14 protein-coding genes and 1 tRNA gene are annotated in these 12,333 nt (G+C 60.9%); 9 read left to right on the top strand and 6 right to left on the bottom strand.

Translation table 11 applies throughout. From position 1 onward, the window contains the following. Positions 1-420 precede the first annotated feature (420 nt). The gene (locus VQ044_RS21310) at positions 421-651 is read left to right on the top strand and encodes a hypothetical protein (protein ID WP_327650003.1); all 231 of its coding nucleotides are present in this window, start codon (positions 421-423) and stop codon (positions 649-651) included. Then, positions 651-1,232: an IS5 family transposase gene (locus VQ044_RS21305; RefSeq protein WP_327650002.1), complete on the top strand. Its 582-nt coding sequence runs from the start codon at positions 651-653 to the stop codon at positions 1,230-1,232. The genes VQ044_RS21310 and VQ044_RS21305 overlap by 1 nt, the downstream gene beginning before the upstream one ends. Here the strand turns inward: VQ044_RS21305 and VQ044_RS21300 are convergent. Both VQ044_RS21300 and VQ044_RS21295 read right to left on the bottom strand, forming a co-directional pair. Then, the gene (locus VQ044_RS21300) at positions 1,229-1,834 is read right to left on the bottom strand and encodes a hypothetical protein (protein WP_327650001.1); all 606 of its coding nucleotides are present in this window, start codon (positions 1,832-1,834) and stop codon (positions 1,229-1,231) included. The two genes, VQ044_RS21305 and VQ044_RS21300, sit on opposite strands and share 4 nt — an antisense overlap. Before the next feature lie 87 nt (positions 1,835-1,921). After that, the gene (locus tag VQ044_RS21295; RefSeq protein WP_327650000.1) at positions 1,922-2,296 is read right to left on the bottom strand and encodes a hypothetical protein; all 375 of its coding nucleotides are present in this window, start codon (positions 2,294-2,296) and stop codon (positions 1,922-1,924) included. A gap of 477 nt (positions 2,297-2,773) precedes the next feature. Here VQ044_RS21295 and VQ044_RS21290 point away from each other — a divergent pair, with 477 nt between their 5' ends. From VQ044_RS21290 to VQ044_RS21280, 3 genes are read left to right on the top strand one after another with little or no spacing between them, the layout of a single operon-like run. Continuing rightward, positions 2,774-3,412, top strand: coding sequence for a hypothetical protein (locus VQ044_RS21290; RefSeq protein ID WP_327649999.1), 639 nt, complete (start codon positions 2,774-2,776; stop codon positions 3,410-3,412). After that, positions 3,412-3,663, top strand: a complete 252-nt coding sequence (locus VQ044_RS21285) for an HGGxSTG domain-containing protein (RefSeq protein ID WP_327649998.1) — start codon at positions 3,412-3,414, stop codon at positions 3,661-3,663. Before VQ044_RS21290 ends, VQ044_RS21285 begins: the two co-directional genes overlap by 1 nt. A gap of 23 nt (positions 3,664-3,686) precedes the next feature. Then, positions 3,687-4,010, top strand: coding sequence for a hypothetical protein (locus VQ044_RS21280; RefSeq protein WP_327649997.1), 324 nt, complete (start codon positions 3,687-3,689; stop codon positions 4,008-4,010). Between the two features lie 173 nt (positions 4,011-4,183). On the opposite strand, the gene VQ044_RS21275 is transcribed toward VQ044_RS21280, so the two are convergent. Beyond that, positions 4,184-4,579: a hypothetical protein gene (locus VQ044_RS21275; protein ID WP_327649996.1), complete on the bottom strand. Its 396-nt coding sequence runs from the start codon at positions 4,577-4,579 to the stop codon at positions 4,184-4,186. Between the two features lie 2 nt (positions 4,580-4,581). Beyond that, on the bottom strand, positions 4,582-5,559 hold the full coding sequence (locus VQ044_RS21270) for a hypothetical protein (RefSeq protein WP_327649995.1): 978 nt from the start codon (positions 5,557-5,559) through the stop codon (positions 4,582-4,584). A gap of 681 nt (positions 5,560-6,240) precedes the next feature. On the opposite strand from VQ044_RS21270, the gene VQ044_RS21265 reads away from it, so the two are divergent. The 3 genes from VQ044_RS21265 to VQ044_RS21255 all read left to right on the top strand — a co-directional run bounded on the left by VQ044_RS21265 (position 6,241) and on the right by VQ044_RS21255 (position 9,177). Next, positions 6,241-6,744 (top strand): SH3 domain-containing protein, encoded by a 504-nt coding sequence (locus tag VQ044_RS21265; RefSeq protein WP_331827761.1) that lies wholly within the window; start codon positions 6,241-6,243, stop codon positions 6,742-6,744. A gap of 806 nt (positions 6,745-7,550) precedes the next feature. Next, entirely contained in the window at positions 7,551-8,057 is a 507-nt protein-coding gene (locus VQ044_RS21260) for a YciE/YciF ferroxidase family protein (protein WP_327650038.1), read from the top strand. An 889-nt stretch (positions 8,058-8,946) separates the two neighbouring features. Next, entirely contained in the window at positions 8,947-9,177 is a 231-nt protein-coding gene (locus tag VQ044_RS21255) for a hypothetical protein (RefSeq protein ID WP_327623227.1), read from the top strand. 413 nt (positions 9,178-9,590) lie between these two features. On the opposite strand, the gene VQ044_RS21250 is transcribed toward VQ044_RS21255, so the two are convergent. Both VQ044_RS21250 and VQ044_RS21245 read right to left on the bottom strand, forming a co-directional pair. After that, positions 9,591-9,665 (bottom strand) — tRNA-Gly (locus VQ044_RS21250). Between the two features lie 347 nt (positions 9,666-10,012). Further along, positions 10,013-10,768, bottom strand: a complete 756-nt coding sequence (locus VQ044_RS21245; protein WP_327651260.1) for an aminotransferase class III-fold pyridoxal phosphate-dependent enzyme — start codon at positions 10,766-10,768, stop codon at positions 10,013-10,015. 128 nt (positions 10,769-10,896) lie between these two features. Here VQ044_RS21245 and VQ044_RS21240 point away from each other — a divergent pair, with 128 nt between their 5' ends. Further along, positions 10,897-11,235 (top strand): hypothetical protein, encoded by a 339-nt coding sequence (locus tag VQ044_RS21240; RefSeq protein ID WP_327650040.1) that lies wholly within the window; start codon positions 10,897-10,899, stop codon positions 11,233-11,235. Positions 11,236-12,333 lie beyond the last annotated feature (1,098 nt).

Below are 12,333 nucleotides of genomic sequence, written 5' to 3'. Positions count from 1 at the left end.
CGTCTCGATCGATGCGCCCATCATCCATGACCTCCGAATCATGGTCGCCCATGGATTCAGAACTCGTCGAAAGACGCAACTGTAATGCTAGCGTCCGACGGAGCATCACCGGCCACGATTATGCTGCTCTAGCGACTGCAATCTGACGTGCCTCCAGTGATAACGCGCAGCAATCGCCGACACGCAATGTCACTTAGAGACCACACGCCCCAAACCGCGGTCAACGCCGACTTGCGCGGGGGCATAGGGGTGGGACTTCCAGGATAGAGCGGAAACCCGGTCAATCACGAATTCGGTTCGCACCATCAGGCGGAATTTGGCGCGGCTCGATCCGGACATGTCCAAACATGTCCAGGCGTGTCGAATGTCCCTCGACGCGCGGACATGCTCCAATCGGCTCAACAGTCGATGGAGCATGCAATGGCGAACAGCCCCGAAACTCACGCGGTCAATCTCTTCCTGAACGGCGGCCGCGTCACGTCCGGTTTCCGCAGCAGCCTTTTCGATCAGGCCAATCGCGCCGGCATGTCGGTGAACGAGTTCGTCCTTACGGCCGCCGCTGAAAAGCTGATGCAGTGCGGCGCCAGCTTCCCCGGCGTTTTCCGCAAAGGCGATCTGTCGCCCACTTGCGACCGGGCGAGGGCGGCTTGATGGCGGAGGCAGATCTAGACCAGCTGATCGAGGCGTCCCGCGTGGAGATGCTGCGGGTGATCCATAGGGATTGCTCGGGCTTTCGCGTTGGTAACGGCTCCCGGCTTCTCGGCGGCCGGCGCAAAAGGGGGCAGCACGGTCAGGCACTCGGCCGCTCGCGCGGCGGGTTCACGACGAAAATCCATGCCAAATCAGATGCATCGGGAGCCATGATCGGTTTCGACCTGACCGGCGGCGAGAAGGCCGACGCGCCGCACTTCTCCATCCTTCTCGACATCGGACCGGACATCGCGCCACGCGCCGTCATCGGCGACAAGGGGTATGCCAGCAAGGCTAACCGGGCCGCCGCACGAGCCAGAGGCATCGCCCCGGTCATTCCCTACAAGGCCAACGAGAAGGACAAGCCCGCGTTCTTCGCAAAGGTCCTCTACAAGGCTCGCGCCCGAATCGAACAGGGCATCGGCGTCGTTAAACGCTTCAAGCGCGTCGCCCCGCGGTGCGAGAAAACGGCCCGCAACTATCGATCCATCGTCAGCTTCGCAGCGGGACTATGCTTGATCAAATTCGTCCACACGGCCTAGTTGCAGTAGGGCTCGAAGACTTCGGTCCCGACGCGCCAGCTATCGTCACGTTTCAGCACTGCGTACCCATCTGATCCCGGCCGGGAAAGGTCGAAAGCAACGGCTCCGCTCATGATCCCGAACTTGGTCGTCTTTCCACCTTCGCGGATAGTGAAGTCCGGCTGCGACAGGCCTTCCTCGAAGGTCAGGACCCGCTCGCCCGGCGCCTCGTCGGTGCTGGTGTAGATGCCGCAGTCCTGCGCCTCGTCTTCGCATACTTCCCCGTCCGCGCATGGATTCACAATCCAATTCCAGATGATCAGGTCGCGAACGTCCTCTCCGGTTGTCACGACGCGGAGGGTTATCCCGCTGCCATCTGTGAAGACGAAGGAGCAGAAGCCGAGACCGGTCCCGGAGCATGCCTCGGTTTCCTGATAGGCCGTGCAGACATCCTCCCGGCCTCCGCAGTCCTGCCCCCCTCTAGCAGGTGTCCATCCTGCCGCGCCCAGCGCCCGCCGAGCTGATGAATACGGATCGCCGTCCCTGAGAGGCACCGGCTTGTCGGCCAGAACCGGAGCGAGCATGAAGCCGAGCGCGGCTGCAGTGATGAGAGCGTGTTTCATTTCAGGTGACGGTCAGCAGTCTCGCCCCGAGCGGCGGCGAAGACGGTCCAGAAGAGGCTGGGGTCATTCATTGGTTAACCGCATGCCTTAATCACATCCGGAAATGCCGCAAATACGGAGCCCTGATCCATACGGGTTGCTGGGGCTATCCGGTCGATAAGGGCTTCCTGCTCCATATGGGTTATTGATGCTGTCCGGAGAGTATTGGCTGCCGTAGCGGCCATAGGGGTTCGCAACACTATTTGGATCGTATTGGTTGCTGTTCATGTTGCCGCGGAATTGTCCCTCGTCCGTGTAGAGGCCGGGGCTGGTGGAATCGGTTCCGTATTGACCGCCGCCGTACTGATACGGGTTCGTCCGGTTAGGTGCGTAGGGGTTTGACGAATAATTTCCGTAGTACTGAGCCTGCGCGCCGCTAGCGGACAGCATCAAAGCAACTACGGTGTAAACGAGACGTTTCATTCCATCCTCCCATGACCATAGCCGGAGGCCTCTAAAAACCTCGCGGAGGCGCCGGTCGGGCACGTTCCCGTCAGAACGTAAGGGAGTCGGAGCCGGTACAAACCGGAATCCAAGCCCCCGAGCAGTAGGCGCCGAACTGGAGCCAGTAGGTTTTTCGAGGTGTCCAGCCGCGCATCATGCGGATGGAACGCGAAGGACGCAAGGAGAAGATGATGGACAAGCAGATATGGGCAGCGATCGGATACCTCATGCAACAGAGGCTTCCCGCGTCATCGATTTTGTATCTGGCCTATCTACTGCGAAATCAGAGACGAATTTGACGCCTCTCTACCTCCGGTTTTGATCCTTGGGGTGGAGAAGCCAGGCGGATTGAAGGGAGAGAGCCACCCAGCCTAAACAGTTGGTTCGGCCTCCTTCTTTCGTGCCCGCTGGTGTATACTTTCACCCCCGAACACTGCCGAAGCAGAGGGATCGCCCGTGTCCTCCAAATCCAATCTGAAGACGCGCCTCGCGCCAGTTGCAGTGCCGTCGCAGGAGCCCGAGAGGAAGGCTCTTGCGAAGGTGCCGGCGGCCTCGGAGAACGGCGGCAAGCAGCCGGGCGTCACGACGCTGGTCTGCGATGCCAACGACCCGCACAAGATCTACGGAGGCACGGTTAGCCCGGCCTTCAATCTCGCGGTCGTGAACCAGGCCATCAACGCGACCTGGCTCGGCACCGGCACAAGCGATGAGACGAGGCAGATGGTGGTCGGCAGCGCGGCGGGCGCCATGATGAGCATCGAGCCGAAGGATGCGATCGAGGGCATGCTGGCGGCTCAGATGGTGGCGACGCACAACGCCGCGATGGAATGCTATCGCCGTGCCATGATCCCCGAGCAGACGCTCGTCGGGCGTGAGGCAGCACTAGGTCAGGCTAACAAGCTGACCCGCTCCTATGCCACGCTCGTTCAGGCGTTCGACAAGCACCGCGGCCGAGGCCAGCAGACCGTGCGCGTCGAGCATGTCCATGTCCATGACGGCGGTCAGGCCATCGTCGGGAATGTCAGCCATGGCGATCGGATGCACGCCGAAAAGGCGCTACATCCTGGCGTCCTGACCCCGGGGGGGTGCGAATAATGGAAATTGACCCCTTGCAACGGGCGCCGCGCTGCGGAGCGACATCGAAGCGGTCAGGAAAGCCGTGTCGATCGCCAGCGATGGCGAACGGCCGGTGCCGGATGCACGGGGGGAAGTCGACGGGTCCGGCCAAGGGGTCCCAGAATGCGCTCAAGCACGGGCTCCGAACTGCAGAGGCGATTCAGAGACGCAAGTCGATCAACGCGCTCTTGCGGGGCAACAGAGAGGCTTTGGTTGCGGCGGGCATATAAGGCCGAAGCGAGGAGGGGCGTTGATGGGATGGATGGTCCTTGTAGGGGTGGCCTTATGGTTCTGGATTGGCGACCCGCAACGATCTGTCGCTGACTGGTTCTGGCCCGCCAGTGCTGCCCCATGGGAGAGCGTGGACGCCTTCTACTACCCGGATCGCGGGAACCTCATTGTCCATCGCGAGCGCCGGGGCCTTGATAGTATCGAGGAGTGCAGAGCTGTCGTCAAAACCATGGCTCTGGAATTTAACGACCTCGCCCTGATCCGTGGTGACTACGAATGCGGCGTCGGCGCATTGGAGGATCGCCAATTCGGCGGCATCACCGTGTATCGGATCACGGCCGAATAAGAGAGCTTGCCTGAAAATGTTGGGGTCGGCCGGAAGACGAAGATCGACATTGAGGACGCTGCCCGGTCCATCATGTGAGTGGCATGCCCTAAAATACGGAGGGGCCGGCACCACGGCCAGCCCCTCCAGATGCTGTCATTTGTCGTCATTGCGGATCCTCGGGAGAGGCGCCTTCATGCGCAGTGCGTGACCTCTTGGGGCTCCCCATGTTCGTCCTCGAACTCGGGTTCGTCGCCAGCGCAGACCTCGCCATCGAGAAGCGGCAAACGCGATGCGATGGGGCTGTAGTCAGTGCCTCGCTCGGCCTCCTCGTCGGTCCACCCTAGCGACGGTTCGTCATCCTCTCCCGGTTCGCCCCTGTCGCATTCATCGTCCTCGCGGTCGTCGTCCGTGAAGCAGACGCCGGGACCTGCGCCAACCCATGCAAGGTACGGTTCCAGATCGCCGGTCTCCTCAAGGTCCGTATCGCCGTCCATTGCGTCCAGCAGGGCGATGGCGATTTCGATTACCTCTTCCAGTCGCTGGCGACGCATCGAGGTGAAGAAGGCATGCGTTTCATGGATTCCCATGATTATGCACTCCGAACTGCGGTGGCGCGCAGATCGCGAGCGATTGCTGCAAGGAGGTCGTCTGCTTCTACGGCCCCCGTCTTGTTGACGCGCAGCTTGACGAGCATCCCGTCCGGCGTGAGCGCCCGTGTTCTGGTAATTTTCCGCGCGATGCGATCCGCCTTCTCCAGCAACGCATTCATGCGCCGCTCAGCACCCCTTACCCCCGTCTCATTCTCGATGCGCTGAAGATCGGCCTTCCACGCCTGTCGCCGACCTTCGTTGCGAGCAAGGTGGTCGTTCAAAGCGACGTTCACTGGATGATCTCGGACTTTCCATTCGGCGATGCGCATGTCGTTGACCCGATCCTGCAGTTCGGCAGGAATAGCCACCTCTGCAGGCGGCCAGGGCTTTGCGGCGAAATAGCGCCTCTCGGCTTCGTCGTGGACTTTGGACGCGACCCTGTAGCGCCCCATCGCCTTCTTCCAGTCGCGCTCCATGGCAAAAAGGGCCTCGTCGGGGTTCATCCGCGGTTCGCGGCGGTCGCGGGCCGATCTGTTGCCGAGGAACAGCGGCGGGCGATCCGTGCTGGCCGGTTCGACAACAGCGTACCACCCGCCGTCATCATGCTCGGCGAGGGCATCCGCCAACTCGAAGCCAATCCGCGCCACCTTCTGTGCGCTGTTCTCATCAAACGTCTCGGCAGCGGCCGGGATAGCAACGGTGGCGGCGGCGGCAGTGCCGGTGCGCAAGAAGGCACGACGGGTGATTGCGGGCATGGCTTCGCCATTCGCCCCGATTGGGTCGTTTCGCATGATCTTCTCCGATTGTTGTTGGTTGGTAGGGCCGCTCTGTGCGGCGGCAACGACGGCAGCGGCTGCCTTGGCATCCTTCCACGCCCACAAGAGCGCGGCGCGGAACCATTCGCGATCGAAGGTGAGAGCCTTGTGCTTCCAGTAGCGGGTCCAGGCGTCTTGCATGATGGCGCGGCGGTCAAACATTGATTCGGGCTCCCTTGCCTGTTCGGCTGTTAGGAGCTAAATAAGACCATAGGATCTATATATTCAAGCCCTATGGACCCAAAAAGGATAAAAAGACCTAATGACGATGACCGGAAGCCAACTTATCGCAGCTCGCGGCCTTCTTCGATGGACGCAGCGCACCTTGGCGGCAGAGGCAGACGTGGCGCTCTCCACGATCAAGCGGCTCGAAACGATGGACGGCGAATTAACCGGGCATGGCTCGACCCTCGCGGCTATCCGTGGAGCGTTGGAGCGAGGGGGGGTCCTTTTCATCGACCCCAACGGCGGCGGCGCAGGCGTCCGTCTCCGTGAGCCAAAAGGCTCGCCTGTAAAATGACGGGGAAGCCTGATGGCCGCTCCCGGTGCCAGGAACGCTGTGAATCGCGAGTGGGCATGATCCGAGCAACCTTCTACGAAGGCCTGTCGCAGCCGTGGCCGAATGAGGGTAATCGGTGGTGCAGGTAGCCCGAGGGATCGTCCATGTCCGCCCGCATCCAGGCGTCGATCTCTTTCCGGCTCTGTCAGGATCACCGGCATCGCCTTGGGGCACTCGATGCATCGAGGCGAAGGTGAAATGGGTCTCCGCTTAGCACCATTCATCAACCAGTCATGATGGCGCCGATAGCTTCGGGTGATCGGTTCTCATTTCCGGGGCCTGCCATGACCCGCCATTCTTGCCGACTAATCGTAGCCGCTTGCGGCCTTTCCGCTCTCGCTGCAACGGGCGCTCGTGCTGGTCAGGTTGTTCCAGGTGAGGAGCACTGTGTCATAAACGTTGCGACCGACGACCGTCTGAACATCCGAGCCAAGCCCAACGCGCAGGCCGCCATCCAAGGCAGAAAACGTCATGACGCCTGTGGGATCATGGTGACAGGGTCTTGCAAGGGCAACTGGTGCCCGGTCGAGGAGGGTCATGTGACGGGGTGGGTTCACAGCCACTTCATCGCTATGGTCTCGCCGGCTCTTTACTGCGTCGCCGGCGTTGCACCGGGCGACATCCTCAATCTTCGCGCATACCCTTCCGCCCAGTCGAGAGTTCTGACCAAACTTGATCGGCACCAATGCGGCATCGCCTTCCTGCCCTATGCCGTCGGCGGATGGCAAAAAATCCGCGCCAACGGCTGGGAGGGCTGGGCTAGTCGCCGTTATCTCAGCGGCCAGTGAAACAACAAAAAGCCGCCGCCCTGGTGAAGGGACGGCGGGTCTGGCTTGACAGCGATGGGCGAAGGTCAGGAGTGGGACGAGACTGCCGGGTGCGCTTCCCCAGCGCTCGTGATTACGATCCTGAAGGGGTCCTGCCTAACGTCCGCGAGCCCCCGCTCGATCAATTCCCAAGCAGCGGGCGGATCGAAATGGCGGGCGAGCTTGACCGCCTGGATCTTCCCGAGCAGAGCGAACGCATCGTCCGTCAGATATTCCGTCTGCATCGAACTCCCCCAAATCAAGGTCGCGTTGACAACCACTCCTCCTAAGAGTCCGTTTCGAAACTCACTGCGGCGGGTTCAAAGGCCCCTCGGATGGTCGCTCCGCAATGACATGATACCCGATTTCCGCGGGTTTGGGCGTCCCGGGTGAACCATGGAGGCTGGTCTTGGCAGGGTTTCGAAACGGCCTCTAAGTGACGGTTTGATTTGGACAAACTTGTGGCCGCCACTTCTTGGCGCATGTCGGATAGCCGAGACGGGCCCCGGAACGCCAGACGGTCGCAAGATCACGGTCGAGAACGTCTTCGATGTGATGGCGCGGTAAGCGACAAGGCGGCCGTACGCAGCGGATCATAGCCGCGGCCAGATAAGGGTTGGGATGTTCCGGAGGGAGAATCCAATCCCTATCGACGTAGGCAATCCAGAAGTTGGGCGCCACAGTCTAGTTGAGGGCCAAGATGGAACCGGGACGGCTGTCCCTCGTTCAGCTAGCGCTGGTCACGCCGACGTGATCGCTTTCATCCAGAATTCACGAAAGGGCATTCCATGGCCAAGGAAAAGACGTTGGACGACCTGTTCCACGATACGCTCAAGGACATCTATTATGCCGAACGCAAGATCCTGAAGACGCTGCCCAAAATGAAGCGCGCCGCCCAGTCGACCGAACTGAAGGCCGCCTTCGAAAAGCATCAGCAGGAAACCGAGGGTCAGATCGAACGCCTACAGCAGGTGTTCGAGATCCTGGGGAGGCGTCCACAAGGCAAGACCTGCGACGCTATCGAAGGGATCATCGCTGAAGGCGAGGAGATCATGGACGAGTTCAAGGATACGGCTGCCCTCGACGCCGGCCTTATCTCGAGCGCACAGGCGGTCGAGCATTATGAGATAACCCGCTACGGCACTCTGAAGCGCTGGGCGACGGAGCTCGGCATGACCGATGCCGCCAAGTTACTCGACGCCACGCTGCAGGAAGAAACGAAAACTGACGGGGACCTGACGAAGCTGGCGGATATGTCGGCCAACGACAGGGCAAAGGGTCGAAAGGCCGGTTGACTGCAACTAAGCCCGGGATTCTCGCTCCCGGGCTTAATTTCCCCGCGCCCTGAACGGATCACGAGCTGGAAGATCCCTTTTTGGACTGGTCGAAACACATGCAGATCATTGGCACAGAAGTGGCGCAAGCCACAGCGCGATCCGGCCATCCGGTGCTTCGCGTCCAATTCTGTGGTGAAGGAGGCGACTGCGTTACCGTCGACATGGCGGCCGTTGAGGCAAGAGATGATGCGACTGCCATTGAGCGAGCGAAGGCGATCCTCGTCCAGACCGCGACCTTCAACAGTGCAACGAACGAGTACGACGCGCGAAGCAACGGCAGGCGCAACGCGGGCATGCGGGGGGGTCGTATAACGCCGTAGTTATGTTATAACACTCGGCGTGTGCCGTGGGCATGGATTTTCCAGTCCCTAACGCGAGCGGAGTGCAGCGATGGTTATCGATGGTCGGCAGATCAAAGCGGCTCGGGCCATTCTTGGCTGGACGGTGCGACAGACGGCGGACGCCTCTGGTGTTCATCGCAATAGCGTCGTCAGAGTGGAATCCGAAACGACATTCCCTCGATCGGCATGGGCGGCCGACAGGATCGCATCGGCCATGGAAGCGGCCGGGATTTCCTTCGATCAGACGGACGATGGGTTGGGGGTATCCTTCGAGGCGCCCCGGTATCGAACAGGGCGCAGATATACGCGACCGGCGCCTGATCGGATCGCCGCGTGATCGGTCGCCTGGCAATTTAATAGGGGGTTTTAGGGGGAGTTTTGTGCCGGCAGCACGATTAAGCGACCAATACGCGCGCGCGCGTGCGAGGGCTGCCAAGCGGCTGGAAATCGCCTCGTTGTGCCAGGGGAAGGTTTTTCACGCATCACACGCGCGGGAAGGATGAGCCGTGGAACAGGCGCTATCTGAAAAGCTGATTGATGCTGTCGCCCTCGATGCCTTCGAGCCCCTGCCCGGCTCGGCGCCCGTCCCGATCGTCGAGAACAAGGCGGGGTGTCGCTGGCCGCTGTCTGAGGGTGGGACCGTCATGGACATGGCAACCCACTACTGCGACTTGGAGCGCTCGCCGGGCTCGTCCTACTGCCCAACCCATAGAGCGATCAGCACGAAGCCTGCCTAGCCACGGCGGCTTCCTGGCCGTTAAACAAACCTGCGAAAACCTGCGGTCGGCCATCCCATATAATAATGGGAAAATAACGGGCCGGGGGGGTGTGCTCAATTTTGAGCAGACCCTACGGCTGCCGGACAATTCCGTAAAGTAGGGGAATCTGCGGATCTGTGACCTGCTGGCGCTCGGACATTCTCGTAAGAACGGGGAAAGAACGGGATGGCCTGGTGCGAGCGATCAACAGCGGACTGCATCCCTTACGCTTCCCGATTACGAGTTCGGAGAAGCCGCCGATTGGTTTAAGTGCCGAGACTGGAGACCGTTCCAAAACCCTCCGCGTGGCGACATGGTGGCGACACGGGCTAAGCCTCGGACAGGCGGTTAACTACCCACACTACCTAATATTTTGTTTTTATTGGGGAAATTGGAGCGGGCGATGGGATTCGAACCCACGACCCCAACCTTGGCAAGGTTGTGCTCTACCACTGAGCTACGCCCGCCCGCTCCGCGCGGCACCTGGGTGCCGCAGACGGGCGGTATATGGCGGAAAGCTCGGTCGATTGCAACAGGGAAATGACGGCTGCGCCTGATCGCGCGCAGTCGCATGGCGGCCTTGAAACAGATGCGTTCGCCGCTCATGCCGCGTGGTCGGCATCGTGACCGGCTCAGCGGCTTGGCGCGCGATATTGCGGTCAGCCGTGAGAGCCACTCGTTGCCCGTAGATCGCGGCTCTGCCACGCCGGTCCAAAGGCGATCGGGCAGTATCGGGAAATCCGCGCAGCGCCACGGCCGGCCCAGCATCCGGCGGAACTGGGCCCGCGCGGGGATCAGGCACCGGTCGCCGCCGCTATCTCAGCTTGAACAGCGGCACCAGGGGCTCGCAACGCAGATACTGCCGGATGGCGCGCTCTTCGACCGCGGTCTTCAGCAGCGGGAAGATGTCGTCATAAGCGGCCAGCAACCGGTCGATCTCGTCATCGCTATGGGCGAAGCTGACATTGTGCGTTCCCACGGAGATGAAGCCGCGCTCGAGGATCTCCTGCATCCACAGCGTCTTGATCTCGAAGGAGCTGACGCCGTTGCAGTCGCTCATGGTCAGGAACGACCAGGTCGGATGCCCGGCAAAGCCGAGAAAATCGGCGCAGCCATGCTTGGCGATCAACGCCTTCGTGCCGGCTTCGACGCGCTCGCCAAGCTGATGCAGCCGAGCGATGACATTGTCCGTCCGCAGCTTGGTCAAGGCCGCCTTGGCCGCTGCCAGGGACATAGCCTCGCCGCCCATGGTGAAGGAGAAAAAGACGTCCTCGAACTCACGCATCACATCCGCCCGGCCGACGACGGCCGAGAGCGGAAAGCCGTTGGCGAGCCCCTTGCCGAAACAGGACAGATCCGGCGTCACGCCGAACAGTTCCTGGGCACCGCCTTCGGAATAACGGAAGCCGGTGATGGTTTCGTCGAAGACCACCAGCGCGCCGTGGGCGTGGGCGCGATCGATCAGCCCTTGCAGGAAGCCGTCGGCCGGAAACGTCGTGTTCATCGGTTCGAGGATGACGGCAGCGAACTCGCCGGGGTGAGCCGAAAACAGTGCGTCGAGTGCGGCCAGGTCGTTGAACGGGAAGGCATGGGTCAGATCGCGCGTGGCCTTCGGAACGCCCTTGTTGCGCCGCTGAACTCTTCCACCGCGATGTCGACGACCTTCGCTTCATCAAGCTGTTTATCTACCTGACCGACGTGGATGAGGGGTCGGGCCCCCACGTCTTCGTCAAGGGGACTCATAAGGTCAATAAACTGACCGAGATCCGGCGGCTTTCGGAAGAAGAAGTGACGTCCGAATTCGGGTCGCAAAACGTCATGAAGTTCACCGGTCCCGCCGGCACCGCGTTTTTGGAAAACACATATGGTGTTCACCGGGGCGTCCCGCCGACCAAGACGACACGGCTGCTGTTCCAGGTGCTTTATTCCTTGGCGGAGTATGTAGGAGGTCCAAAAAAACCTGTCGGAACGTACAGGGCGAAGCAGGATGACGTCGCGCTCGATCCCTATGTGAACCGGGTATATCTGCAGGCATAAGTCGAATCGAGGACGGCAAACAATATCGAAATTTTTGCCGTCTTCGTTTGTTGCACGGTGTGATCAGAACGCGGTCCAGATAAGTTTCTGCCGTCAAAATCGGCGCTGATTCGTCACCGGTCCGGGGATAGGGCGTGAACTTGAATGCTTCCTTGATCGTCCACCGATTGCGGGCGGCATTATCAGCGCGCCTTTATTTTTTGGGGGCGATGGGAACGGCAGCCGTGCTGACTCTGGCGCGCGGGTTTATTCTCGCCGTTATCCTGGATGTTGAAGGTTTCGGCATCTACGCGATTGTCGCCTCGGTCGGCTTATTTGCCTCCAATGTCCTGAGTTTCGGCCGGATAGAAGGCTTCATGAAGTCGTTCCCGCGACTTTGGCTGGCTGGGCAGAGGCGTTCGGTCGTCGCTTCCGCCGACCGGGCCCTCCTCGACGTTTCATTGAGAGGCCGTTTCGAAACCCTGCCAAGACCAGCCTCCATGGTTCACCCGGGACGCCCAAACCCGCGGAAATCGGGTATCATNCTTAGAGGCCGTTTCGAAACCCTGCCAAGACCAGCCTCCATGGTTCACCCGGGACGCCCAAACCCGCGGAAATCGGGTATCATGTCATTGCGGAGCGACCATCCGAGGGGCCTTTGAACCCGCCGCAGTGAGTTTCGAAACGGACTCTGAGAGCCGTCGCATCGTGCGTTTTCGTAGGCATCCTGATTTACGCGCTATCGCTTAATGACTATCTGTCCATACTATTTTTCATCGTATTGTTCTCCGTTGGCTCGATTGCCTACAACATCTATTCTTCCGGAATTCGCTCGACCACGGAATTGCGGTTGTTCGGCTTCGGAAACCTCGTCCGGGCGGCGACGGCGATCGCGTTCGGTGTGCTTGGCGCCTGGCTTGCGGGTTGGCCGGGGGCCGTCGCCGGCGAAATCGTCGCGGCGGCCGTTGCGGGCCTCCTCATGCGCTATTGGCTCGTTCGCCTGGCTGAATCCACCACCGCCCCAAGTCCAGAGAGGGAATGTCCCGGTCTCTGTTGAAACTCTGAAGTGGGCGGCGTTGCCCGCCTTGAGCCGTTAGGCTCGGGGTGCCGATTCCACTG

The sequence above is a fragment of the Aurantimonas sp. C2-5-R2 genome (genome assembly GCF_036549495.1).
Classification (GTDB): Bacteria; Pseudomonadota; Alphaproteobacteria; order Rhizobiales; family Rhizobiaceae; genus Aurantimonas; species Aurantimonas coralicida_A.
This window is presented reverse-complemented; position numbering and strand designations above follow the sequence as displayed.

Excerpts from the sequence above, each read along its gene's own strand:
- VQ044_RS21275 (WP_327649996.1), bottom strand. The coding sequence starts at position 4,579 with ATGGGAATCCATGAAACGCATGCCTTCTTCACCTCGATGCGTCGCCAG.
- VQ044_RS21260 (WP_327650038.1), top strand. The coding sequence starts at position 7,551 with ATGGCCAAGGAAAAGACGTTGGACGACCTGTTCCACGATACGCTCAAG.
- VQ044_RS21285 (WP_327649998.1), top strand. The coding sequence starts at position 3,412 with ATGGAAATTGACCCCTTGCAACGGGCGCCGCGCTGCGGAGCGACATCG.
- VQ044_RS21310 (WP_327650003.1), top strand. The coding sequence starts at position 421 with ATGGCGAACAGCCCCGAAACTCACGCGGTCAATCTCTTCCTGAACGGC.
- VQ044_RS21300 (WP_327650001.1), bottom strand. The coding sequence starts at position 1,834 with ATGAAACACGCTCTCATCACTGCAGCCGCGCTCGGCTTCATGCTCGCT.
- VQ044_RS21270 (WP_327649995.1), bottom strand. The coding sequence starts at position 5,559 with ATGTTTGACCGCCGCGCCATCATGCAAGACGCCTGGACCCGCTACTGG.
- VQ044_RS21305 (WP_327650002.1), top strand. The coding sequence starts at position 651 with ATGGCGGAGGCAGATCTAGACCAGCTGATCGAGGCGTCCCGCGTGGAG.
- VQ044_RS21265 (WP_331827761.1), top strand. The coding sequence starts at position 6,241 with ATGACCCGCCATTCTTGCCGACTAATCGTAGCCGCTTGCGGCCTTTCC.
- VQ044_RS21295 (WP_327650000.1), bottom strand. The coding sequence starts at position 2,296 with ATGAAACGTCTCGTTTACACCGTAGTTGCTTTGATGCTGTCCGCTAGC.
- VQ044_RS21280 (WP_327649997.1), top strand. The coding sequence starts at position 3,687 with ATGGGATGGATGGTCCTTGTAGGGGTGGCCTTATGGTTCTGGATTGGC.